Raw genomic sequence first — 24,578 nt, forward strand, 5'->3', positions numbered from 1 at the left:
CCCCGAGGATCAACGTTCTGCACTACTTAAACACAATTGATATTCCCGTTACTGCCGAGATGGTTTCTCGTTGCGTAGAACTGCCGCTGTCTACTACATACCGAGCTTTGGCTGCACTGGAAGAGCGCAGTCTCGCTGGTGTGACATTTGGTCGGGCCGAAGTAACTCGATGGTTTCGATTCTGCCCTCAGACACCCCAGTATTGCCCCGCGTGTGGTCAGAGTTAGTACGGCGAATACGCCTAATAGCCTGATACATCAACACCAAAAGATGACCGTATTAAAGGTCGCACCAAATGACGCCCACTGAGAGCGCCAGCAGGCTTTTACGTCCATTTACAGCTGATTACGGAGATAACAATGGCTACAAAGAGACAGGTTCTAAGAGCCGCAGAGAGCGATTTACAGGCATTCCTAAGCGAGGCCGCAAAACGGTTCCGACCTGATGTCGCCGTGCTGGCAGCGCGTATTGATACGGCTATACAACGCTACACAGCAACCAGCACCTTCCAGCGTTTCAATGCTGCCGCGCCGCTGGCTATCCAACAACTCCAAGAGAGGACACTGGAAGGTTGGCGATATGACATATCGCTTCCGCAGTCGGTCTACGTTGCTGGTAAGGGAAACATAAGCATCACGCTACGCAAACCGATGGAGTTGGTGGAGAAGGAGATCGCCGACCTGAAACGACAGGTGGAGGATGCATATCACGACGAACTCGCCGCCGCGATGGAGCGTGAAGTGGACAAGCTTGTTCAAGACGCCACTAACGAAGCAAAACGTCGTGCTGAGGAAGTAGCCGCAGCGGAGAGTGACGCTATGCGACAGCGACTCCGCGATATGCTCCTGACTGGGGCGCCCCATGACCGTTAATAAGAAGGGACCACCATGCCCCGCTGACATCGCCCTTGACGCACTGGAAAGGGCAATAAACGCCGCTCGAAAAATCCAGGAAGAAAATCCGGACCGCTTTAAATTCGTCCCCGCCTCGCCGAAACTTTTCTGAGTGAAAAATCTGGCAATTGGTACGACTCCGCGCCAGCAGGGATGCGGCATAGGCATACTTTACTGACGCAATAAACGTACTGGTTTTTACTAATACCTATACTCATAACAGACCATGTTACGAAAAATACCAAGCTGTGCTCTACAGATGAAAACCAATAGCTATGCTTAAATCATGTCCGCGACTTCCCTTTGATTAATCCGAGGCTTAATCCCTCAGGTAATTGTTCTATAGCGATAAGTGTCGCTCTATCAACAATTATGCTTTTGTCCGTCAGCACTGCATATGTTGGATACCATAACTGGGATTCTTTATCCCATTCATATGTTAGCTGTGTTGGAACCTTGTCTTGATTTTTTAATTTTCTTATCAACTCGGCAGCTTGTACCCCAGCACTCGATAACATTTTATGGGCAGCGTAGTGTTGTTTAACGTCTTTACCACGTAATATGAAAGATACTTGACACCCGTTTTGATGGGAAACAAGATTGATAATGGGATTTTTTCTTTCAGATAATTCATTAAATAATTTCAAAATCCAGTTATGAAGCGCCGTATATGTTTTCTTTCCAGCTTCTGATGCAACAGCAGTCACAAAGGGATTCCAAACTATAGCTAAGTAACTGATTCCGATGCTAACCAATTCTTGAGTTGTTTGGGCATCATTATATGATGACTCGTTTGTTTTAATTTTTAACGGTGCATTTTTGCTGATGTGTTCGATCCACTGTGGACTAACATCCCTTGGATCATAGGCTAATTCAATCCAAGTTTCTTCTGTCATATCAGGTAGCTCTCGTGGAGACTGGTAAATATCATCCAAATTCAAATCCATTGTTCCAAACTCTAATGTATTACCCCCAGCGTAAAACCCCATAATAGCAGCAACAAAAACAACACCAGAGCCATCTTCAAACACGGCGCTTTCTAAGACCTGTCCTTTCGGGTTACCCGGATCATGGTTATGGAGTATTATGAACGGATCTTGATTTATCAGTTGAGATAACTCATAAGGATCAACAGGAACAATCAACTGTCCCTCCTCATCCAAAGAGTTCGTCCAAACTACAGCAGGTTTTATTTTCCCGTAAATTTCTGATGAATGTCGCTTGAGTGCATCATTGAGCCAGCGCTTTGCATCTGGGTAAGTAAGCAGGTTGAGCATAAAATTACCTTTTGCTTGAAGGGGGACTAATTCTACCTTATGGCGTCGATAAACGCGCTTTTATCATCAAGATCATGTTTGTCAACAAGTGTAATAGATATTTGGTAAAGAATAAATTCAAATACAACGAACAGATAGAGACTGCCTTACCGATCAGACATCGTGCCGTTGATGTTTTATGGGGGATGTACTTTTAGTGAGGGGCATTGCTGGAATATTCTCAGCAGCAGCAGCAGCAGCAGCAGCAGCAGCAGCAGCAGGGGAGCGGGGTAGGAAATCAGGGGATTTCTCCCCTTATTTGTCAATCAATCAAGTTATTGAGAGGTGCAAGTGTCACGTAAATGTAGTCATCACCACGGTCTTCGATTGTGATTGGCATATCAACACCATTAGTGAGAAGGGCCTTGGCACGGTAGTACTTGCCTGAAACCTTCTCAAGGTCATTAACAACGATGCATTTCACATCGCTGTCCCGGTCTTTAAAGATTGATGTTGTAATTTCACAAGCTGCTGTCTTGATTGACTCGCTTTTATCTATCGTTGAACTGATATATGCAGTGACAAGAGCAATGGCAATGGCAGTCAAAAACCAGCGCCACTTTTTCATGCCAGCATCCTCCGCTCTGAGGAATACATACGCAGGAGGGAAAAAGAGTGTTCTTACCACTGATCCGACAATCCCAGTTTTAGGTATATCCCCGATTTTGATTAACCCCTTTCGGTCAAAAAACATACAGATAAAGGCTAGTGCGTAGAAAGCACCGCATGCGACTATGTCATTGTTGCTAATGAAGTAAACCACTGGGAACAATAGCGGCGCAACCATATAGAGGTAAAAATATAAATCTGTTTTTTTTATGAATTTAGCGTTCAACACCATCTCCTTGGAAACAATTGATGTATCAATCTTCGGAGAAACACTCTAACCACTTTAAGTGATAATTTCGATTTTAACGATAAATAAAATTGATCAATGTGGTTACTACACCATATAGTTTGTTGATTGGTATCGACTCAATGGTTGCATTCACAGGAGAGGCGTAATGAAGTTTTGTTGGTTAGTTTTAGCGCTGCTAACGGTGACCCTTGAATGTTCAGCGGGGCGTATAATGATGAGTTCTCCAAAACAATCTTCGACCGAAAACGGCAAAACACTATGCTTCTACAGCAACAGCATCTACACATTTACCTTCGTCACGAAGTCGAAGCGCTGTCCGTACAGCAAAACCTTTGATACTGACGATAGTGAATAGAATTTATAAAACTAATACCCGCAGCAGCATACAATATGGGAAAATCAACAGGGGCTGAGGCATAAGGTACGAACAAATGATTCACTACTTCCTTGATCAAATTGACAAAATCAGCACTTTCATTTCTGCTTTTGCTGCACTGTTAACTGCCGTAGCAACTTTTTTCTTATGGCGTGTAACCCGTATTTTGGCAGATGAGACAAAGCGAATGGTCGATGCCTCCGAGCAGCCTCAAGTAGTGGCAACGCTGGAACCTAACGCATGGTCGATGCTGTACTTTGATATAAGTATTGCTAACACTGGGAACGCACCGGCATTCAACATTGAGGTCACATTTGATCCACCTCTCCAAAATGCCTCCCATCGAAAAGATCAGACTATCCCTTTACGGCAAATAAGCGTCCTAAGAAATGGTCAAACAATGACCAGTAATCTTTGTGACTACAAACAGATAGAAGGGAAGGTTTTTCAAGTCAACATTAGCTGGACCAAAAAACCAAACTCTACGAAGAAAGAGGTCACTAATTATAAATACGACATGGCTTCTTTTGCTGGTATGAGTCAATTGGGTGCCAAAAATCCAATGACAGAAATTTCACAACAAATTAAAAAAATTCGTGAAGATTGGATGCATATCGCGAAAGGTTCGAAGCGGATTCAAACAGACACCTATGGCACAGAAGATAGAATTGACGAAAAAAAGTTGAGAGATGAACAGCTACAAATTGCTAGAGAAGAATGGGAAAGCAGGCGATCCAGCAAGAAAGAGTAGAGGATAAACCATCGCAGCTTGGCTTTATCTGCAACACAAACTGCGATACGGTTTGCGACACTAGACAACTCCTGCGCCATAGATGCCTGACGTATGGTTGGTTGCTCCTGACTTAACGGTCAGCTTCGACTTTTTATCAAAAACCCCGCTCCGGCGTAATGCTGATCAGTTAAGATTAGATTTGTAGAGGCTGTCACGGTCAAACGTGACAGCCTTTTTTATGGGCAAGCGAGCCGAAGTGCGGGCCTGAGCACCGCTGCTGCTGCCGGGCCGTCCTCGCGCCGCTCACGCGGTACCTTCGGCTTTGACGTCGTGCCGACGAACCGTTCGGGGATCGGCCCTCCCTGGCCGGCCCCGAACTGTCCACGCTTCCCGGCATGGACTTCTGGCCCGCCGTCACGCCTCAGCGCTGTGGATAGCCCTTTCAGCAGCAGAGGCGCGCTGGCCTCCACTCTCGTGCCCTTTTTAACAATACGCACGGAAGTTTCAGAGCAAGCTGGGGCCGGGCTGGGGCAGGCAATCCGCAGCGCTGAACAGAATGAGTCTGCCAGGAGAGCCCGCAGGACGCGGGCGAAAGGCGGGGCGGCACAGGATGTGCCATCCCCGGCGGTCCGTCAGGCAGAGGAATGAAGTGAAGGGACCGCGCAGCGGCGCGAGGACCGCCAGCCCCTGCCCGGCACCAGACTGCGTTATCACCTGTCGCTTAACTGACTGGCATTACCGCTTCGGCGGGATTTTGCTTTGCAGAGTATAAGCATGCAGCGATCAATGTCGAAGTTTGGTGCATCATGCTCAGCGTCCCTGGGCAGACGACTACAGAGAATGAAAAACTTTTTGCATTTACATCAACAGCAATTACAGCTTCATATACATCACAAAGTCGAAGCATTGCCTATATAGCAAAATATTCGATACTGAGTACAGGTACAGCTAATACCGGTGCATCATTTTTCGCGGGTTACCGTACACATGGCATTCACTAAATAGAGCTTTTCCTGTGGTTTGTGCTTATTGTTATTGTGGTTAAATTTTGTAATATTCCTCACAGGGGAAAATGGAAATTAAATAGAGGGAATTATGACTCGTGGATTTGTGAGGTACCCAATTTGAGCAATCGTGGAGAAATCCTGGATTCATCCCGATTTGGTTCAGAAAACGGGATTAGGCATGGGCTTCTTTATTCAGGAGTGCTTGGCTGGCTTGATATGGGTCACGCTCGCGGAGATGATGTTCGTAAACTTATGGCACAGTTCTCCACTGGTGAAGCTGGCAGCGATTCTTATTACCGGGTGCGTTATGAACAAACTATGGGGATCAGCCGATTTGCTACTGGTTGCTTTAATGTCTGGGAGATAAAAAAAGGGAGAACTCTCACAGAAAGGCAGAGTATTGCATTGGCGATGATGATGAGTACTGCTGTCGCTTTTGAAAATTGGCAGTCAATGCCCTGGTTTAGTTGGTATACTGATAGCGGTTTCAGTGGCGAGGATCTTGTGTCGGACTTATTTGGTTTCTATAAAGTTAATTATCCCCGCGTATATTGGGGAGAACTTAAGATTGCCAGCAAAGAATCAGCCCTACGCCGATGGGACCATTATGGACCGATTAGTCGTTATAAGAATACGGGTTTTTTTACCCTTGTTATTTCCTGATCCTATAGAAAAATTCACCTGCCCACGCCCTTATAAAGGTCAGCTTCCGCGATTTATGAAACAGGTTATGCCATATAAATTTACTCCGAATGATGACATAGTGCGACGGTCTAATGATAAAGCCGGAATCATTAACGCATTTCAGTAAACAGAGAGTGAAAATGTTAAAAAGGATCGCTGCAATCGGCGCTGTCATTATCATTATTTTCATGCTGATTGATTTTAGTATGCAGAAGGTGGCTGAACGGGATGAAGGTTACACTCAGTCAAATCTATGGGCATATTATCTATACACTGACAGGGATATCAGGAGGGCCCCACGTGCATCTGAATCATATCATTTTACGTTTACCGCGCAGGATGGTAGTCAACCGCAGGAAAGTAGTATTGTTTACAGCACGGATGCTCCTTTAGTTGAGGTTAAAAATTATCTGGCGTCCTTAGGTTACAGGGCGGTGGAGCATAATGGATGGTCTGAAAAATGGGAAAAGGAAGGTAATGTTACGCCTTACTTCTATATATCTCATGACAGCAAATCACATTCGCTAACGCTAAGTAAGGTAGATTTTCGCTGACAATCTTCAGTGACCCAATCTCCAGCACTAATCAAGCGACTCTTCCCCCCAAAACCAGATACGCGACGTGTGGTTTAAGCAATCTGCCTGAACGGTCAGCGTCGGCTTTTTATCAAAAACCCCGCTTCGGCGGGGTTTTTGCTTTGTGACGCGCGGTGGTTTGAAGGTCAGCGGTGAGATCGCGCCTGCAAAGGAAACAGGGTCAGATCGGAAAGTCGCAAAATCCGTCATCCCTGACATGCTCGGCCCGCGCCATCCCTGGCGCGGGACGCTTTCCTCTTCTGACCCTGTTCCCTTCGCGTTTAGATTGTCATTGCGGTCAGATTGTATCTGCTCCCTGCGCGATATGCAGGCAGCTTAACCGCGGCCGTGCGGCTCGTCCCAGTCAAACGCCGGGCCCAGCGAAATGACGCCATTCGGGTTGATGGTCTTATGGCTGCAATAGTAGTGATGACGAATATGCGGCAAATTAACCGTCTCTGCGATACCAGGCATCTGATAGATATCACGCAGGAAACCACTCAGGTTTCTGTAGTCACTGATGCGATGGCGATCGCATTTAAAGTGGGTCACATAGACCGGATCAAATCGCACCAGTGTGGTCCACAACCGCAGATCCGCTTCGGTCAGTTGATCGCCGGTGAGATAGCGATGCTGGCCTAAAATCTGCTCCAGCCGCGACAGCGAATGGAACAGCGCAGTGACTGCCTCGTCGTAAGCGGACTGAGAAGTAGCAAAGCCCGCTTTGTAAACGCCGTTGTTCACGGTGTCGTAGATCCAGCTATTCAGTTCATCAATCTTTTCGTGCAGAGCAACAGGATAATAATCCCCGGCACGGGCACCGACAGCATCAAACGCACTGTTGAACATGCGGATGATATCGGCAGACTCATTGCTGACGATGGTGTTCTGCTGCTTGTCCCACAATACCGGCACGGTTACGCGGCCACTGTATTGCGGATCGGCGTGCAGATAGAGCTGATAGAGGAACTCATTCTGGTAGAGCTTATCGCCGGTCGCATCCTGAAAATTATCATCGAACGTCCAGCCATTCTCCAGCATCAGCGGATGCACTACGGAGACATCGATCATGCTATCAAGGCCCTTCAGCTGACGCATCAGCAGCGTGCGGTGCGCCCAGGGGCAGGCCAGCGAGACATAAAGATGATAGCGGTCGCGTTCGGCGACAAATCCCGCTTTACCCACCGGGCCAGCACTGCCATCCGCGGTAACCCAGTTGCGGAAAGCCGACTCTGAACGCTTGAAGCGTCCGCCGGTAGATTTGGTGTCGTACCAGGTGTCATGCCAGACACCGTCAATTAACTGTCCCATAATGGCTCCAATGCAAACAGGGCGGGGAAATGTCCCCGCCCTGCTAAGTATATGTGGCATTACGCTTTATGTGAGATTAGCGCGCAATCGCTGGCTGTGTTTTTCTTTTGCTGATCAGGCGATCAATGCTGTACGCACCAGGACCCACCAGACCTAACACCAGGAAACCACCGGCGATAGAGAGGTTCTTCATGAACATCAGCTGGTTCACGCCTTCGGCAAAGTTACTGTGGAACAGAAACGCGGTCAGGATGGTGAAGCCTGCAGTAAACAGGGCAGTGAAACGTGTCAGGAAACCAAACAGGATAGCCAGACCGCCGCCAAACTCCAGCAGGATAACCAGCGGCAGCATAAAGCCCGGGACGCCCATTGCTTCCATATATTGCTGAGTACCTGCATAACCGGTGATTTTGCCCCAGCCAGCCGTAATGAACAGGATTGGCATCAGGATGCGAGCCAGTAACAAACCAACGTCTTCGAATTTTTTCATCATTTACTCCAGCGCTATCAGGGATGCAGGGCAAGCTGCCCGCAAGGTTTATGCCCGCTGAAAGCAGTATTGCGTTCATTGGGTTGATAGCTGGAGATGATAGTCGCGGAGTGGAAAGGTTGTAAGCGAGATATACTGTCAGTGTTTTTCAGAAATTCTGATGAAGAAAAGCCGGCCTTTTCAGGACCGGCTTTTAGCAAAATTAACGCGGTGGCAGAGCGGACTTGATCATGCGCCAGGTACTCCAGGCGCCGAATCCCCGTTTTACCCAGCGTAACAGCATGTTGGGACTGCGAACGGAGTAGATAGCCAGCGCACTGCTGCCAATGGCCAGGTAGCGGCGTAAGCTGAGGAAGGTGAACCAGCCGCGATCGTAATGGGCGGTGCCTTCCAGCCAGTCACGCCGCGCAGCGCTTAAATCCAGCCGCTGCTGCTGCACATGCTTAAGCAGTTCATGGATGCGTTCTTCACGCTCGCGGCGGCTCATCAGCGCTGGTCCTCAAGTAAATCCCGGTCTGTTTCCAGCTCCTTGCGCGTGTGGCGCAACAGCGTGGACTGACGTGATTTGTGAAGCGTCCAGAGCCCCAGAATAACCGCCAGCAGTAGCAGCGTGCCGGTCGTGATGCCAATGGCCATCAGACGGTACTGCGCATCCACTGCCCAGATAATCAGAACCATCAGGCTCATCAGACCAAATGCAGTGAACAGCATTGTCAGGCCAACCATCAACAGCAGCTGAATCAGGTTAGCTTTCTCGTGCTCCAGTTCCACCACTGCCAGACGAACGCGTGTCTCGACCATGCCAACCAGCGTGGTAACAATGCGCTGGCCGATGTTAATGACCCCTTTAGCCGGGCCGTGGTTATGCTGTGAGTCAGCCATAATTATCGACGCGAAATGAGCATGCCCAGTGCGACGCCAATCGCTGCACCGATACCCACACCATGCCATGGATTTTCACGCACGTAGCCTTCGGCTTTTTGCGCCGCTTCGCGGGTGGTCGCAGCAATGCGCTCGCTTGATTCGCCCAGACGTTCACGTGAGCTATCCAGCGCCACACGCGCTTTATTGCGAAGTTTATCCAGCTCGCCTTTGGATTTTTCAGTGCTGCTGCTCAGCACCTCTTCCAGGGTATCGGCCAGGTTTTTCAGTTCAGCACGCAAATGTTCCGATGATGTGTCTTTAGACATAAAATACTCCTTTAACATCAGTTGGTTAGTTCCGATTAATAGGGCTCCGCCTGTAACTTTTTCAGCTCCCGGCGCGCTTCATCCAGTTTTTGTTGTCGCTTAGCAATCTTCTCCTTGTCATGGCCCTCTTCACGCTCTTCCCTGAGTGCGTGCTCACGCTCAGCAACTTTCTGCTTCTGAGCGTTAATTCTTTCCAGATGGGCGGCCTCGAGCTTTTTGTCGCTGCAATCGGCCCGGACTTCGGTCAGCGCGCGCTCCAGACCGTTAACCCGGCGCTGGTTGTTATGCTTCTGCGCCATCCCGATTTCACGCTGAATATCCTGCTCTTTCTGCTCACACAGCGATTCTGCCGCCAGCAGCGATCCCGACAGCGAAAACAGCGCGACTCCCAGTAATACTTGATATTTCATTGGTCCTGGACCCTTCCATTGCGACCTGATCCGTCATCACCCGCGTAATCATATGGCTGCGGGTGCTAAGAATCGACTCTCGCTTAAGCATAGACACCCATAGTAAAAAGTTCAAAGAAGACCGGGAGATAGAGCGCCTTTCAGACCGCCGCAGGATGGCGCGACGGTCTGAAAAGGAGAGGGGAGTCGGGGGATTACGCCAGTGAGAGGTGCTGAGAGTGATCGTGCTGCGCCACAATAAAGCCCTGTGGCAGCAGACGGCGTAACACCTTCTGGGCCGCCAGGCTCTGCTCTTCGCTATCAAAATGGATGATCAGTGCATCACCCGCAGGCGTAATGCTTTTGATACGAATACCCTGCGCACTTAATTGCTGGTAGAGATAAAAACCATCGGGCAGGGTGGCGCCAGCATGGGAAACCCGAATCTGCACCACCGTCTCGTGCTTCATCAGACCGGGGACCACACAAAGCGCGACCAGCGCAAAGACGCCAGCGATCAACCACGGTAACCACCGTTTAGGAATAGCCTGCAGCAGTTTCATTACTCGGCTTTCCCGTTCTGATTCGCCTGACGCTTACGCCATATCACCACCAGCGATCCCACCAGACCAAACACCAGCAGCGCCAGCGGCAGCATCATCAGGAAGAACATCATCTCATCTTCATAACGACGGAAAATCGGGGTTTTACCCAGCGCGAAGCCGATAACGGTCAGAATCACTACCCACAGGAACGCACTTACCCAGTTGAAGAACTGAAAGCGGGCATTACTGAGGCCTGACAATCCGGCGATGGTAGGCAGCAGAGTACGCACAAACGCGATAAAGCGACCAATCAGCAGGGCAGATAAGCCGTGACGATGGAACATGCTGTGCGCGCGCAGATGATACTGGGCGGGAAGATGGGAGAGCCATTTCTGTACCGTGGGCGTGTTACCCAGCCAGCGGCCCTGTAAGTAGCTCACCCAGCAGCCAAGACTGGCACCGGTCGTTAAAACCAGAATCGTCAGGGGGAAGCTCATGGTGCCTTTGGCAATCAGTACGCCGACCAGAATCAGCAGACTGTCACCTGGCAGAAATGCAGCGGGAAGAAGGCCATTTTCTAAAAACAAAATCATAAACAGCACGCCGTAAATGGCCCATACCAGCGTGGGATCGGAGAGGGTTTCGTAGTCCTGCTGCCAGAGGGCATGCAGCAACGATTGCAAAATATCCATCAATTCATTCCTGAACATCATTGTTAAACATGTCCCACAGGGACTTAAACGCAGACCGGCATTTCGTTATAAATTTTAGGAGCGCAGCCTGGGCGGGATTTTCCGGATCCTTCCAGAATTGATTGTTAAATCAGCGACTTTATAACCCCCAGTCGCAAAGGGTAATAAAAGGGCGATAACTGTAACAAAAATCGCCTGTCTGAGACAGGAAAACTCTCTGGCGAACAGGAGTTTTACCTTGTGAAACGGCGTGTAAAAAGGAGCTTTACATGACCTGACACTATTGCAGATTAACTGACCATCTCAGGGCATTTTCAGGCACTTTTAGCGGGCGTTATTGGACCCATCAGGCAGGATGACCGGATTCTCACCAAACATGTATCGATCCACGTTAAATTCAAAATCATCCGCCGTCGCGTTAAACAGCATCTGTTTAGTATTTTCCAGATGTTGCCACATCGCCAGTTTGCTGGCGGCGGGATCTTTGCGCATCAGAGCTTTAAGAATCTGATCGTGGTCGTCGCACCAGCTGAGAATGCTGCGCTGGTCGATGTGTTCGTGAAGTTTGAGCCAGTAGGGATTGTGCAGGCGATGCAGCCACATTTTTTCAACGATGGCGGCTAAGGCACTGTTCTGGGTGGATTGCGCGATACGTACATGAAACTGCATATCCCACTCGGAGTCGCGGAAGTGATCCTCCTGGCGGGCTTTTTCCTGAATCGCCATCAGGTCGATAATGTCCTGACGCGTTACCTGCGTTGCAGCGAACTCGGCCACATTACTCTCAATCAGCTGACGAGCCTGAAGCAGTTCGAAGGGGCCAAACGTGGCGAACTCCAGCTGACTGCTGGTGGAAGCGATGCGGTTCTGCTGCTGGCTGGCAATGACGTGGATGCCCGAGCCTTTGCGGACCTCAACATAGCCTTCAACTTCCAGCATGATGATCGCTTCACGTACGACGGTGCGGCTCACTTCCATCTCTTCGGCAATCAGGCGCTCAGCAGGCAGTTTGTCACCCACCGGATAGATCCCGGTTTCAATGCGGCTTTTCAGCTCGCTGGCCAGCTGTTGATAAAGTCGACGGGATTCAGTGAAGTCCATAGCACAATCCTGGTAGCAGACAGATAAGTTGTTATACCACTTCAGGAGGTGCGAGGAAATGGGCTGGCTTGCGCCAGCCCGGCAGATTAACTGCGAACGGCGCTGGCCTGCGGAATAACGGCTTCGGCATTCAGCTCTGAAATGGGTTTATTTTTCAGAACCGTCCAGATAACGACGGCGCCCAGCAGATCAAACACCGCCAGCGCGGCAAACAGTGGGCTGAAGCCCAGCGTATCGGCCAGTGCACCGACCACCAGCGCAAACATGGTGCTGGCGGTCCAGGCTGCCATGCCGGTCAGGCCGTTAGCCGTGGCAACTTCATTGCGGCCGAAAACGTCTGAGGAGAGGGTGATTAGCGCGCCAGAGAGGGCCTGATGCGCAAACCCGCCGATGCACAGCAGACCAATGGCGACGTAGGGGCTGGTGAACAGGCCGATGGTGCCCGGCGCAATCATTAACACCGCACCCATCGTCACGACCATCTTGCGGGAGACGATCAGGTTAACGCCGAACCAGCGCTGAAACAGCGGCGGCAGATAGCCACCGAGGATGCAGCCGAAGTCCGCGAACAGCATCGGCATCCAGGCGAACATCGCAATCTCTTTCAGATTGAAGCCGTAAACCTTAAACATAAACAGCGGAATCCAGGCGTTGAACGTTCCCCATGCCGGTTCTGCCAGAAAGCGCGGCAGGGCAATACCCCAGAACTGGCGGTTACGGATAATCTCCAGTGCTGACATTTTGCGGGTGTTGCCGGTCTGATGCTGCGCTTCCTGGCCGGAGATAATGTAGTCGCGCTCTTCATCGCTCAGCTTCTTCTGCTGTTTCGGGTGTTTGTAAAACACCAGCCAGCTGAGTGCCCAGGCCATGCTCAGCACACCAGTCATGATAAATGCCATCTGCCAGCTGTGCGCCACAATCGCCCAGACCACCAGCGGCGGAGCCAGCATCGCACCGATAGACGAACCCACGTTAAAGTAGCCCACGGCGACCGAACGCTCTTTAGCCGGGAACCATTCGCTGCTCGCTTTCAGTCCGGCCGGGATCATCGCCGCTTCAGCCGCACCGACTGCGCCACGTGCCAGCGCCAGTCCGCCCCAGCTGCCCGCCATCGCCGTAGCGGCACAGAAAATCGCCCACATAATAGCAAACACCGCGTAGCCGACTTTGGTGCCGAGCAGATCCAGTACATAACCTGCCACCGGTTGCATCAGCGTGTAGCAGGCTGAATAGGCCGCAATTATGTAGGAGTACTGCTGCGTGGTGATATGCAGCTCTGACATTAATGTCGGGGCCGCCACGGCAATGGTGTTACGGGTCAGATACCCCAACACCGTACCGAGCGTCACCAGTCCAATCATGTACCAGCGTAACCCTTTGATCTTACGCATCCTCTACCTCTTCCAGTTCTGTATGCGGTCTTGCCGCTGTTGTTATCTGGAGCGGGACAGCACGTGATGCAGCTCTGCTCACGCCCGCAGGTTCTGTATGAGCAACCCTGTTATGACCTTGCCATTTGTGAGTCGCTAACGACCTCACGATGGGGCGAGAGCCTAACTTGTTATACAACTTTAAAAGTTGAGAGCCATCACAAAAACCCTTTCTGCACTGTGGGATACTGGAAACCTGCGTAATGACAGCCATTTAGCGCGATGCGGGCGACAAAAACGTCCATAACGGCAGCCAGCTACCGCCGTTTATGTGAGCAGGATCGCAAATAAATCCGTAACGGACTAAAATTGGTATGATAACTTTGGGCCATCCGTGGTTCAGTCGATGAGGAAGCATGTATGTCACGTTTCATGACCGAAGATTTTTTGCTGGATACCGAATTCGCCCGTCGTCTCTATCACGACTATGCAAAGGATCAGCCGATTTTCGACTATCACTGCCACTTACCGCCGCAGCAGATTGCCGAAAATTATCGCTTCGCCAACCTTTATGACATCTGGCTGAAGGGCGATCACTATAAGTGGCGGGCCATGCGCGCCAACGGTGTGGCTGAGGCGTTCTGTACCGGTAACGCCAGCGATCGTGAAAAATTTGACGCCTGGGCGCGCACCGTACCGCACACCATCGGCAACCCGCTCTATCACTGGACCCACCTGGAGTTACGCCGGCCTTTCGGTATTACCGATACGCTGCTTTCTGAGAAAACGGCTGACAGCATCTGGCATCGCTGCAATGAACTGCTGGCGCAGGATAGCTTTACCACGCGCGGCATCATGCAGCAGATGAAGGTGAAGATGGTGGGCACCACTGACGATCCGCTGGATGACCTGCGCCATCACCGCGCGCTGGCAGACGATGCCAGCTTCAGCGTTAAAGTGCTGCCGAGCTGGCGTCCGGACAAAGCGTTTAATATCGAAGCGGAAACCTTCCTGCCGTGGATCGAGACGCTGGAGCAGCTGACGGACATCAGCGTGCAGCGTTTTGACGATCTGCGCAGCGCACTGCATCAGCGGCTGGATCACTTCGCGGCGCACGGCTGTAAAGTCTCCGATCACGCGCTGGATGTGGTCTGCTACGCCGAGGCGGATGACGCCATGCTGGATGCGATTCTGGCGCGTCGTCGCAGCGGTGCCGTACCCAACCCGCAGGAAACGGCACAGTTTAAAACGGCGGTGCTGGTCTGGCTGGGCAGCGAATATGCCCGCCGTGGCTGGGTGCAGCAGTATCACATTGGCGCACTGCGCAACACCAATCCGCGCCAGTACCAGCTGCTGGGGCCTGATGTCGGCTTCGATTCGATCAACGACCAGCCGCTGGCCGAACCGCTGGCACGCCTGCTGGGCGCGCAGAATCTCAATAATGCGCTGCCTAAAACCATTCTCTACTGCCTGAACCCGCGCGACAACGAAGTCCTGGCCACCATGGCGGGCAACTTCCAGGGCGAAGGTCAGGCGGGCAAGATGCAGTTTGGTTCAGCCTGGTGGTTTAACGATCAGCTGGATGGTATGCAGCGTCAGATGACGCAGCTGGCGCAGATTGGTCTGCTGAGCCGTTTCGTCGGCATGCTGACCGATAGCCGCAGCTTCCTCTCCTACACCCGCCACGAATATTTCCGCCGGCTACTGTGCCAGATGATAGGCCGCTGGGTGGAGCAGGGTGAAGCGCCAGCCGATGAAGCACTGTTAGGTCAGATGGTACAGAACATCTGCTTCAACAATGCCCGCGATTACTTCGGCATCGAGCTGGGAGCCTGATAATGAAAAGGCTAAACCGTCACGACTTTCCGGGCGCAGTCTATCGCGACCGGGTGATCCAGTTCGGCGAAGGCAACTTCCTGCGCGCCTTTATTGACTGGCAGATCGACTGGCTCAATGAACATCAGGGCACCGATGCCGGGATCGTGGTGGTGCGGCCGCGCAACCGTGAAGTCAGCGACAGCCTGAATCAGCAGGATGGACTCTATACCACACTGATCCGCGGGCTGAACGATCAGGGCGAGCAGGTCAGCGAAACCCGGCTGATCCGCAGCCTCAATCGTGAAATCCAGCCCTGGCAGCAGTTCGGCGAGTTTATGGCGCTGGCCCGTAATCCTGATCTGCGCATGGTCTTCTCCAATACCACCGAAGCGGGCATCGCCTTTGTCGGCACCGATCAGCTCACCGATCAGCCCGCCAGCAGTTTCCCCGGCAAACTGACGCAGCTGCTGTGGGCGCGCTATTCCCACTTCAATGGCGCCAGCGACCGGGGCTGGCTGGTGGTGCCGTGCGAGCTGATTGACCATAACGGCGACACGCTGCGCGATCTGGTGCTGCGCTACGCCGATCAGTGGCATCTGCCCTCCGAATTTAAAACCTGGGTTCATCAGCACTGCGCGTTCTATAACACCCTGGTCGACCGCATCGTCACCGGCTTCCCGGCGGAAAGCGAGCCGCTGCAACGCGAGCTGGGTTATGAAGATCGCTATCTGGTGGCGGGCGAAGTCTACTATCAGTTTGTGATTCAGGGGCCGTCGGCGCTGTTTAATGAACTGAAGCTGGCGGCGCTGTCGCCGCAGGTTCGGCATGTGGATGACATTGCGCCCTATAAAGCGCAGAAAGTGGCCATTCTCAATGGCGCACACACTGCGATGGTACCGGTCGCGTTTCTGGCCGGTATTGAGAGTGTGGGAGAGGCGATGGCCGATCCGGCTATCGCCGGATTTGTGGATAGCCTGCTGCGTCACGAAGTGATCCCGACGCTGGATCTGCCTGCCGATGAACTGCACGTGTTTGCCGATGCGGTACAGCGTCGTTTCCGCAATCCGTTTATTCGCCACGCGCTGCTGTCGATTGCCCTTAATGGCATGACCAAATTCCGCACCCGTCTGCTGACGCCACTCCTTGCCGCGCATCAGCAAACCGGCGAGTGGCCGACACACATCACCTTTGCGCTGGCCGCGCTGATCGCTTTTTATCGCGGCGAGTCAGCCGGCAAAAGCTGGCCATTGCAGGACGAGCCGCAGTGGTTACAGCGCTACGCCGACGCCTGGAAAGCACTTGATGCGGATCAGCTGTCACCGCAACAGCTGGTGAACGGCGTACTCAGCGACGCGCAACACTGGGGTGAAGATTTAACCCGTCAGCCCGGACTGGCTGCGGCTGTCACCCAACACCTGCAAAATATCATCGCCCACGGAATGCGTGAGGCGCTGAGCCAACTGAGATAACGCTATGCAAGACGCAATTAAAATTGATCCCCGCGACAATGTCGCCGTGGCGTTACGTGATTTAGACGCGGGCGCCACGATAGAGCTGCCGCCACTGCGTGTGGCGGTGCAACAGGCGGTCGGACGCGGGCATAAATTTGCCCTGCAGCCTATCGCGCAGGATGAGCTGGTGATCAAATATGGGCTGCCGATTGCCCATGCCACGCAGCCTGTGGCCGCCGGTGAGTTAATCCATTCGCAGAACGCCCGCACCAATCTCAGCGATCTGGATCAGTATGCGTATCAGCCCGAGTTTGTGACGCTGCCGCCGCAGCCGGGTGACCGTGAGGTGCAGATCTACCGTCGTGCTAACGGCGAGGTCGGCATCCGCAATGAGCTGTGGATCCTGCCGACCGTCGGCTGCGTCAACGGCATTGCGCGTCAGATCCTGCAGCGCTTTCTGAAGGAGACGCAGGATGCAGAAGACATCGATGGCGCGTTCCTGTTCAGCCATACCTTCGGTTGTTCGCAGCTGGGGCAGGATCACGAAAACACCCGCACCATGCTGCAGAACATGGTGCGCCATCCTAATGCTGGCGCGGTGCTGGTGATTGGTCTCGGCTGCGAAAACAATCAGGTTGATGCCTTCCGTGACACCCTCGGCGCGTTTGAAAGCGACCGGGTCGAGTTTATGGTGTGCCAGCAGCATGACGATGAGGTGGAAGCCGGGCTGGAGCGGCTGCACGCATTGTATGAAAAAATGCGTCACGACCAGCGCGAGCCGGGCAAACTCAGCGAGCTAAAGTTTGGTCTGGAGTGCGGCGGTTCGGATGGTTTGTCTGGCATCACCGCCAATCCGTTGCTGGGACGTTTCTCGGACCAGATGATCGCCAATGGCGGCACGACCGTACTGACCGAAGTGCCGGAAATGTTTGGCGCAGAGCGGATTCTGATGAGTCGCTGTCGCGACGAGGAGACCTTCAGCAAAACGGTGGCGATGATCAACGATTTCAAACAGTATTTTATCGATCACCAGCAGCCGATCTACGAAAACCCGTCGCCAGGCAACAAAGCGGGCGGTATCACCACGCTGGAGGAGAAGTCGCTGGGCTGTACTCAGAAAGCGGGGCAGAGCCAGGTGGTCGATGTGCTGAAGTATGGCGAACGGTTAAAAACGCCGGGGCTGAATCTGCTGAGTGCGCCGGGTAATGATGCGGTCGCCACCAGTGCGCTGGCAGGCGCCGGTTGCCACATGGTGTTGTTCAGTACCGGACGCGGCACACCTTATGGCGGTTTTGTGCCGACGGTGAAGCTGGCCACCAATACGCCGCTGGCGGAGAAGAAACCGCACTGGATCGACTTTAATGCCGGACGGTTGATCGAGGGAATGAGTATGGATGCGATGCTGGAAGACTTTGTCGACAGCATTGTGGCGATTGCCAGCGGTCAGTCGACCAACAACGAGAAGAACGATTTCCGCGAGCTGGCGATTTTCAAAAGCGGTGTGACGCTATAGTTTGTCAGGCAAACAATGGCGATCCTGATGTTGTTATTACCGTCGGTTAATCCTGTGCCCTTCGTGGGTGGCAGAGTCCGATCGCAAAGTCGCTTAAAGCATCCCTGCTCGCTCGGCCCGCGCCTTCCCTGGCGCGGGACGCTTTGCTCTTCGGACTCTGCCACCCACTCTTTGAGCTTTTGAGCTATCTGAAAGGTTAAGCCCGGCTGGTTTCGCGCTCCGCTTCTGCCTGACAGACAGCGGCGGTAAACAGAATATCGGTTGAGGAGTTCAGCGCGGTTTCCGCTGAATCCTGCAGGACGCCGATAATAAAGCCGACCGCCACCACCTGCATTGCCAGATCATTCGGAATGCCGAACATGTTACAGGCCACCGGGATCAGCAGCAGCGAACCGCCCGCCACGCCAGATGCACCACAGGCACAGAGTGATGCCACCAGACTCAGCAGAATTGCCGTCGGCACATCAATGCTGATCCCCAGCGTATGCACCGCCGCCAGCGTCAGCACGGTAATGGTAATCGATGCCCCCGCCATACTGATGGTTGCGCCCAGTGGAATCGACACCGAATAGGTATCCTCATCCAGATCCAGACGTTTCGCTAGCGCCATATTCACCGGAATGTTGGCGGCAGAACTGCGGGTAAAGAAGGCGGTCACGCCACTTTCGCGCAGGCAGGTGAAGACCAGTGGATAGGGGTTGCGACGGATTTTATAGAACACCAGCAGCGGGTTCACCACCAGCGCCATCAGTACCATACAGCCCAGCAGCAGCGCCAGCAGATGCGCATATTGCCACAGCGCGCCAAAGCCGGTAGACGCGAGGATCGAGGCCACCAGACCGAAAATACCAATCGGCGCGCAGCGAATCACGCAGCGTACCAGCCAGGTCACCGCATGAGAGGCATCATTGAGAAAGGCGCGGGTAGTGTCACTGCTGTGACGGAACGCCAGCCCGAGACCAATTGCCCACACCAGAATGCCGATGTAGTTGGCGTTCATCAGGGCCGTGATTGGATTCGACACCATGCTCATCAGCAGTCCGCGTAACACTTCGGTGATGCCGGATGGTGGTGTGATTTCCGTGGTGCCCACCGCCAGCGTCAGCGTCTGCGGGATCAGATGGCTGAAGACCACCGCGACCACCGCCGCGAAAAAGGTGCTCAGCAGATAAAGCATAATAATCGGCCGGATATTGCTCTTCTGGCCCTGCTGGTGGTTGGCAATCGAGGCGATCACCAGCATCAGTACCAGCAATGGCGCGACTGCTTTCAGCGCACTGACAAACAGTTCACCCAGCAGACCGACCGCGATAGCGGCATCGTGTGAAATCCAGGCGAGCGCCACACCGGCGATCAGCCCAATCATGATTTGCTTCACCAGGCTTCCGGCGAGCAGCGTGCCCAGACGTGCGGAGAGAGTTTTCTGCATAATATTTTCTATATTTTGTCGCGGATGTAGTTTCAGACGCGATGTTTTGCATCGGCTAAAACGGTTTGCCCGGCGGAGTATAAGGAAAAGATCGGACGAGAAAAGAGAAAGTTCTGTCACTGTGGAGCAGGTCAGATTTTTATTATGCTGGATAGTGGAAGTGTGACAGAGGGATGAAATGGCGTGACAGGCTGCCACAAAATAAAACAGGGGCATCGGCTGCCCCTGCAGGTAATTATGGTGCGAGCTTTTTCTGGTCTCTTTTGCGGTTAACCCAGGCATTAATCAGCAGGGTTGATGCCAGAATGGCACCGACCACACCCAGCGAGATACCGACCGGGATATGGTAGAGGTCGACAATCAGCATCTTAAAGCCGATGAACACCAGCACAATCGCCAGGCCATACTTCAGCATCGAGAACCGTTCCGCCACGTTTGCCAGCAGGAAGTACATGGCACGCAAACCCAGGATAGCGAACAGGTTTGAGGTCAGTACGATAAACGGGTCAGTGGTCACGGCGAAGATCGCCGGGATACTGTCGACCGCAAAGATCACGTCGCTGATTTCTACCATGATCAGCACCAGCAGCAGTGGCGTCGCAAACAGCACGCCGTTTTTGCGGGTGAAGAACTTCTCGCCGTCGAGATCGTCAGTCATGCGCAGATGCTTACGCAGCCAGCGCACCACAGGTTTTTCGCCCACCGCGCTGTCATCCTCTTTCGCCAGCGCCATTTTCACACCGGTGAACAGCAGGAAGGCACCGAACACATAGAGGATCCAGCTGAACTGCGTGACCAGCCAGCTACCGGCGAAGATCATGATGGTACGCAGCACGATAGCGCCTAATACCCCATAGATCAGCACCCGGCGCTGCAGATTGGCCGGAATAGAGAAGTAACTGAACAGCATCAGCCAGACGAAGACGTTATCCACCGCCAGCGCTTTTTCCAGCACGTAACCGGTCAGGAAGGCGAGCGTCTGCGTGTTAGCGACTTCACGTCCCGCGCTGCCCTCCAGATACCACCAGAAGGCGGCGCTGAACAGCAGTGAGACTGAAACCCAGATCAGCGACCAGACGGCCGCCTGTTTGAAAGACATGGTCTGCGCGCCACGGCGTCCCTGCAACAGCAGGTCGATAGCCAGCATGATAAGCACCACAACCGCAAAGCTGCCCCACAGTAAAGGCGTACCCACAGTTTGCATATTCGTATCCTGTCCGAAAAATAAAAAAAAACGGCTGAAGTCAGAAGACGTCAGCCGCTTATTTTTGTGTAAGCAAACCTCGCCTTCCGGCAAGGTCTCACTTACAACACAGAAATTGATTCCGGGTTGCCTGATGACCGGATGCTTTCGCATCGTAATGACGATCAATCAGCTTACAAGTTACTCCCCTTTGCAGGAGGGTAAGTTACGGTTTAGCCGCACAGGAAGCAACACCTCTCAGACATATTTAGAAATATTTACACAGCAGCCTGGTCGGCCGGGAAGATTACGCCGGTCTGGCGGCGTATCTCAGTCAGCAGCGACGCAGTAATCCGCGAAACCTCAAGCGAAGGGTGGTCCACCTGACGCTGCTCAACCAGCCGGGCAAAAGCGGCGGCTTCATACAGCATAGTGTTGATATGCTGCGGTTGGCTCAGCGTCTGCTTTTCCGCGCTCCGCGGCACAAAAGTCAGCTGCTGGCACTCCGATAACTTCTCTATCACCAGCGCGCCCGCTTCACCCTGAATCTCGCTGGGCAGGCTGGAATCACTCACCTTCGAATGCAGGATCGTCACATCGAAATCAGCGTAACTCAGCACCACCACGCCGTGCGCGTCCACGCCGCTCGCAAGCAAAGTCGCGCTGGCCTGCACACGATCTGGCTCGCCCCACAGCGTCACCGCCGAGGCCAGACAGTAATAACCGATATCCATAATTGAGCCATTCGACCAGCGCGGATCAAAGGTATTGGGGTTCTCACCGTTGAGATAGCGTGGGTAGCGTGAGGAGTACTGGCAGTAATTCAGCAGCGCTTTTCGCAGTTTACCCACGTCAGGCAGTGCCTGCTGCAGCCGCAGGAAATTAGGCAGGCTGGCAGTTTTAAACGCCTCAAACAGCACCACCTGATGCTCACGGGCGCAGGCGATCATCTGTTCCACTTCTGCCAGGTTAGAGGCCAGCGGTTTTTCGCAAATCACATGCTTGCCGTGCGACATAAACAGCAGCGCCTGCTGGCAGTGCAGGGCGTTGGGGCTGGCCAGATAGACCGCATCGATCTCCGGGCTGGCGGCCAGCGCTTCCAGTGAGGTAAAGGTCTGTCTGCAGGGATAATCGGCGATAAAGGCCTCAGCCTGCTGCTGACTGCGTGAATAGACCGCACAGAGCTTCATCGCTCCGGTTTCATGAGCGGCATCAATAAACTGGCGTGTAATCCAGTTTGTTCCCACAATGGCAAAACGAATCACGTCATCTCTCCGGCAGCTGTAAAGCGGCAGAGTAACATCTCACCCACGCTGTGCAATGGTGCCGGGCGGGCAGGGATTGATCCTGCGATCCGCATTCCAATAATATGCGGAAGCGATGATGTTTATGTACCAACCAGGGAGCGCAGGTGAAAGCAAGTAAGCACGCATTAAACTGGACCACACTTCTGATCGCCATTCCGGTCGGGTGTGCGGCGTCGCTGGTGACGCTGGCTTTCCGCGGCGTGATTGAACTGATCAACCATCTGCTGTTTGCCCGCAGTGGCGAAATAACCGAATCCCTGCATCTCTGGCCGTGGATCTTCTGGCCGCTGCTGGTGGGGGCGGGCGGCGTACTGGCGGGCTATTTTCTGCGTTATGCCGTTGCCATCGAGCAGCAGCAGACGGTGAAAACGGATTACCTTGAAGTGATCAACGCCCGGCTGGATGCGGTGCCGACCCGGACCTCACTGTTCCGCGCCTTATCGTCGATTGCCAGTATCGGCAGCGGCGCGTCGATAGGTAAAGAGGGGCCGATGGTGCAGCTCTCGGCACTGTGCGGCAGTGCGATTGGTCGCCTGTTACCGGCCTCACTTAACCTGAAAAACAGTGACGTGGTGGCGATGGCCGCGGCGGCGGGCCTCGCGTCGGTTTACCATGCGCCGCTGGCGTCAGCGATTTTTGTGGCGGAAATCGCCTTCGGCATTTCTGCGTTGCAGCGGCTGATCCCCCTGATCATCGCTGCCGCCACGGCGGTGATGACCATGTGGACGCTGGGTTTTCGCAGCGCGCTCTATCCGCTGGCAAACGCGAACTTCGCCATGGATCTCAGCAGCCTGCTGATGACGGTGGTGATTGGTCTGTGCGCCGGTCTGGCGGGCTGGATCGTGATTAAATGCATCGCCCGCAGCAAAGTGCTGTTCAGCCGGGTCGCCTCCCTGCCGCTGCGCCTCGGGGCGGGCGGCTTTGCGGTCGGCTTACTGGCGCTGATCTCCACTGATATCCTCGGCAACGGCTACGAGGTGATCGTCAAAGTGATGGCCGGGCACTACCTGCTGCCGGGTCTGCTGCTGTTGCTGGTGCTGAAAACCCTTGCTACCAGCCTGTCGGTAGGGTCGAACGCCGTCGGCGGACTCTTTACCCCTTCGCTGCTGATTGGCGCGCTGCTGGGGGTGATCATCGCGACGGTGGGTGCGGCGCTGCATCTGCCGCTCGGCAATGTGCTGCTCTATGCCGCGATTGGTATGGCGGCGGTGCTGGCGGCGGTCAGTCAGGCGCCGTTGATGGCGATGCTGATGGTGCTGGAGATGACGCTCAACAGCAGCCTGCTGTTTCCGCTGATGATCGCCACGGTGCTGGCGTCGATGGTGGTCTATCGCCTGCAATCCGCCAGTACTTATCCGGTCGTGAGTCATCACTTCAGCCGTTCAGAAGCGAAATATGATTTCGATAACATGCGCATTGCCGAGCTGATTATTGCGGGTGCGGCGTTGCAGCCGGAGGAGTCGGTGGGGAAGGCGCTGGCGGTCAGCTCCCTGAAGCGTGAACGCTATGTTTATGTGATCAACGCCGCGGGCGCTTTCCTCGGTGTGGTCTCGATTCATGAAATTTCGCGCCGGGTGCTGGCCCAGGAGATCACCCTCGACTCACCGGTGCAGTGCGTGATGGATCAGGATTTCCCGGTGGTGTATCAGAATCAGAGTATGCGTGAGGGATGGGAAGCCTTTGCGGCGGTGACACTGGAGCGGTTGCCGGTGCTCAACAATCCGCAGGAACGGCGCTTTCTGGGCGCGCTGACCAAAACCAGCCTGATTCAGAAAGCGCAGGAGTTTCTTTAAGCCGCGTTGCCGCGCATCGCCTGGTCCGTCATCCACAGTCGCGCATCAAATTCGAGCTGGTGATAATCCGGCTCCATATGGCAGCAGAGCTGGTAGAACGCCTTATCGTGATCTTTCTCTTTAAGGTGTGCCAGCTCATGCACCACGATCATCCGCAGAAACGGCTCTGGCGCGAGGCGGAAAAAGGTCGAGATACGGATTTCCGCTTTCGCCTTAAGCTTACCGCCCTGAATCCGCGAGATGGCTGTGTGCAGCCCGAGTGCATGCTTCATCACCTTAATCTTGTTATCCCACATCACTTTGCTGATCGGCGGCGCATTGCGCATATAGCGATTTTTCAGCGCCTGCGTGTAGTCATACAGCGCTTTATCACTCATCACGTCGTGGGTGTCGGGATAACGTTCCTGCAGGAACGCACCTAAGCGCTGATGGGCGATCAGCGACTGAACCTGCTCAAGAAGGGGGGCAGGATAACCCTGAAGGTAGATCAGTGAGGACATTAGGGATTCCAGGCGAAAGACAGTATACTGCGCCCCCGATTTTGGGGCGAAAA

At 53.4% G+C, this 24,578-nt stretch carries 24 protein-coding genes and 1 pseudogene; 9 read left to right on the plus strand and 16 right to left on the minus strand.

Annotated elements, in window-relative coordinates; all coding sequences use genetic code 11:
• Positions 1 to 359 precede the first annotated feature (359 nt).
• On the plus strand, positions 360 to 872 hold the full coding sequence (locus ACX8ZY_RS02840) for a hypothetical protein (protein WP_158131366.1): 513 nt from the start codon (positions 360 to 362) through the stop codon (positions 870 to 872).
• A 305-nt stretch (positions 873 to 1,177) separates the two neighbouring features.
• Here ACX8ZY_RS02840 and ACX8ZY_RS02845 read toward each other — a convergent pair whose 3' ends face one another.
• Positions 1,178 to 2,170, minus strand: a complete 993-nt coding sequence (locus ACX8ZY_RS02845) for a hypothetical protein (RefSeq protein WP_421665206.1) — start codon at positions 2,168 to 2,170, stop codon at positions 1,178 to 1,180.
• A 301-nt stretch (positions 2,171 to 2,471) separates the two neighbouring features.
• Positions 2,472 to 3,050 (minus strand): hypothetical protein, encoded by a 579-nt coding sequence (locus ACX8ZY_RS02850; RefSeq protein WP_158131368.1) that lies wholly within the window; start codon positions 3,048 to 3,050, stop codon positions 2,472 to 2,474.
• Between the two features lie 163 nt (positions 3,051 to 3,213).
• Between ACX8ZY_RS02850 and ACX8ZY_RS02855 the strand changes: the two genes are divergently transcribed.
• The 4 genes and pseudogenes from ACX8ZY_RS02855 (at position 3,214) to ACX8ZY_RS02870 (ending at position 6,422) form a co-directional block, all read left to right on the plus strand.
• Positions 3,214 to 3,423, plus strand: coding sequence for a hypothetical protein (locus ACX8ZY_RS02855; protein ID WP_233273071.1), 210 nt, complete (start codon positions 3,214 to 3,216; stop codon positions 3,421 to 3,423).
• 76 nt (positions 3,424 to 3,499) lie between these two features.
• On the plus strand, positions 3,500 to 4,195 hold the full coding sequence (locus ACX8ZY_RS02860; protein ID WP_421665208.1) for a hypothetical protein: 696 nt from the start codon (positions 3,500 to 3,502) through the stop codon (positions 4,193 to 4,195).
• Positions 4,196 to 5,301: 1,106 nt separating this feature from the next.
• Positions 5,302 to 5,995: pseudogene (locus ACX8ZY_RS02865) on the plus strand (hypothetical protein).
• Between the two features lie 13 nt (positions 5,996 to 6,008).
• Positions 6,009 to 6,422 (plus strand): hypothetical protein, encoded by a 414-nt coding sequence (locus ACX8ZY_RS02870; protein ID WP_233273073.1) that lies wholly within the window; start codon positions 6,009 to 6,011, stop codon positions 6,420 to 6,422.
• A gap of 357 nt (positions 6,423 to 6,779) precedes the next feature.
• On the opposite strand, the gene ACX8ZY_RS02875 is transcribed toward ACX8ZY_RS02870, so the two are convergent.
• From ACX8ZY_RS02875 to ACX8ZY_RS02920, 10 genes are all read right to left on the minus strand, one after another.
• On the minus strand, positions 6,780 to 7,754 hold the full coding sequence (locus tag ACX8ZY_RS02875) for a glutathione S-transferase family protein (protein ID WP_033769817.1): 975 nt from the start codon (positions 7,752 to 7,754) through the stop codon (positions 6,780 to 6,782).
• A 76-nt stretch (positions 7,755 to 7,830) separates the two neighbouring features.
• On the minus strand, positions 7,831 to 8,244 hold the full coding sequence (locus ACX8ZY_RS02880; protein ID WP_010256522.1) for a DoxX family protein: 414 nt from the start codon (positions 8,242 to 8,244) through the stop codon (positions 7,831 to 7,833).
• 202 nt (positions 8,245 to 8,446) lie between these two features.
• A complete protein-coding gene (locus ACX8ZY_RS02885) occupies positions 8,447 to 8,731 on the minus strand; it encodes a YqjK-like family protein (protein ID WP_010256526.1) in 285 nt (94 codons plus the stop codon).
• Positions 8,731 to 9,126 (minus strand): phage holin family protein, encoded by a 396-nt coding sequence (locus tag ACX8ZY_RS02890; RefSeq protein ID WP_010256529.1) that lies wholly within the window; start codon positions 9,124 to 9,126, stop codon positions 8,731 to 8,733. The genes ACX8ZY_RS02885 and ACX8ZY_RS02890 overlap by 1 nt, the downstream gene beginning before the upstream one ends.
• A gap of 2 nt (positions 9,127 to 9,128) precedes the next feature.
• Positions 9,129 to 9,434, minus strand: a complete 306-nt coding sequence (locus ACX8ZY_RS02895; RefSeq protein ID WP_010256532.1) for an ElaB/YgaM/YqjD family protein — start codon at positions 9,432 to 9,434, stop codon at positions 9,129 to 9,131.
• 35 nt (positions 9,435 to 9,469) lie between these two features.
• A complete protein-coding gene (locus tag ACX8ZY_RS02900; RefSeq protein WP_010256536.1) occupies positions 9,470 to 9,844 on the minus strand; it encodes a DUF1090 domain-containing protein in 375 nt (124 codons plus the stop codon).
• A gap of 194 nt (positions 9,845 to 10,038) precedes the next feature.
• Positions 10,039 to 10,386 (minus strand): EnvZ/OmpR regulon moderator MzrA, encoded by a 348-nt coding sequence (mzrA, locus tag ACX8ZY_RS02905; protein ID WP_010256540.1) that lies wholly within the window; start codon positions 10,384 to 10,386, stop codon positions 10,039 to 10,041.
• Positions 10,386 to 11,060, minus strand: a complete 675-nt coding sequence (locus ACX8ZY_RS02910) for a DedA family protein (RefSeq protein WP_010699781.1) — start codon at positions 11,058 to 11,060, stop codon at positions 10,386 to 10,388. Before ACX8ZY_RS02910 ends, mzrA begins: the two co-directional genes overlap by 1 nt.
• Positions 11,061 to 11,384: 324 nt before the next feature.
• Positions 11,385 to 12,161, minus strand: coding sequence for a transcriptional regulator ExuR (exuR, locus tag ACX8ZY_RS02915; RefSeq protein ID WP_022623920.1), 777 nt, complete (start codon positions 12,159 to 12,161; stop codon positions 11,385 to 11,387).
• Between the two features lie 86 nt (positions 12,162 to 12,247).
• A complete protein-coding gene (locus tag ACX8ZY_RS02920; RefSeq protein WP_010699779.1) occupies positions 12,248 to 13,552 on the minus strand; it encodes an MFS transporter in 1,305 nt (434 codons plus the stop codon).
• A gap of 399 nt (positions 13,553 to 13,951) precedes the next feature.
• Here ACX8ZY_RS02920 and uxaC point away from each other — a divergent pair, with 399 nt between their 5' ends.
• From uxaC to ACX8ZY_RS02935, 3 genes are read left to right on the plus strand one after another with little or no spacing between them, the layout of a single operon-like run.
• On the plus strand, positions 13,952 to 15,367 hold the full coding sequence (gene uxaC, locus ACX8ZY_RS02925) for a glucuronate isomerase (RefSeq protein WP_346552805.1): 1,416 nt from the start codon (positions 13,952 to 13,954) through the stop codon (positions 15,365 to 15,367).
• Positions 15,368 to 15,369: 2 nt separating this feature from the next.
• On the plus strand, positions 15,370 to 16,818 hold the full coding sequence (locus ACX8ZY_RS02930; protein ID WP_421665209.1) for a tagaturonate reductase: 1,449 nt from the start codon (positions 15,370 to 15,372) through the stop codon (positions 16,816 to 16,818).
• A 4-nt stretch (positions 16,819 to 16,822) separates the two neighbouring features.
• Positions 16,823 to 18,313: a UxaA family hydrolase gene (locus ACX8ZY_RS02935; RefSeq protein WP_421665210.1), complete on the plus strand. Its 1,491-nt coding sequence runs from the start codon at positions 16,823 to 16,825 to the stop codon at positions 18,311 to 18,313.
• A gap of 196 nt (positions 18,314 to 18,509) precedes the next feature.
• On the opposite strand, the gene sstT is transcribed toward ACX8ZY_RS02935, so the two are convergent.
• The 3 genes from sstT to ACX8ZY_RS02950 all read right to left on the minus strand — a co-directional run bounded on the left by sstT (position 18,510) and on the right by ACX8ZY_RS02950 (position 22,190).
• Positions 18,510 to 19,742 (minus strand): serine/threonine transporter SstT, encoded by a 1,233-nt coding sequence (gene sstT, locus ACX8ZY_RS02940; protein WP_033758873.1) that lies wholly within the window; start codon positions 19,740 to 19,742, stop codon positions 18,510 to 18,512.
• A 235-nt stretch (positions 19,743 to 19,977) separates the two neighbouring features.
• On the minus strand, positions 19,978 to 20,946 hold the full coding sequence (locus tag ACX8ZY_RS02945; RefSeq protein WP_010699777.1) for a TerC family protein: 969 nt from the start codon (positions 20,944 to 20,946) through the stop codon (positions 19,978 to 19,980).
• Positions 20,947 to 21,203: 257 nt separating this feature from the next.
• Entirely contained in the window at positions 21,204 to 22,190 is a 987-nt protein-coding gene (locus ACX8ZY_RS02950; RefSeq protein ID WP_258993404.1) for a Gfo/Idh/MocA family protein, read from the minus strand.
• Positions 22,191 to 22,336: 146 nt separating this feature from the next.
• Here ACX8ZY_RS02950 and ACX8ZY_RS02955 point away from each other — a divergent pair, with 146 nt between their 5' ends.
• Positions 22,337 to 24,025: a chloride channel protein gene (locus tag ACX8ZY_RS02955; RefSeq protein WP_258993405.1), complete on the plus strand. Its 1,689-nt coding sequence runs from the start codon at positions 22,337 to 22,339 to the stop codon at positions 24,023 to 24,025.
• Here ACX8ZY_RS02955 and ACX8ZY_RS02960 read toward each other — a convergent pair.
• The gene (locus ACX8ZY_RS02960) at positions 24,022 to 24,525 is read right to left on the minus strand and encodes a M48 metallopeptidase family protein (RefSeq protein ID WP_010256568.1); all 504 of its coding nucleotides are present in this window, start codon (positions 24,523 to 24,525) and stop codon (positions 24,022 to 24,024) included. The two genes, ACX8ZY_RS02955 and ACX8ZY_RS02960, sit on opposite strands and share 4 nt — an antisense overlap.
• Positions 24,526 to 24,578: the final 53 nt, after the last annotated feature.

The sequence above is a fragment of the Pantoea sp. XAF26B01_ASV70 genome (assembly GCF_054512635.1).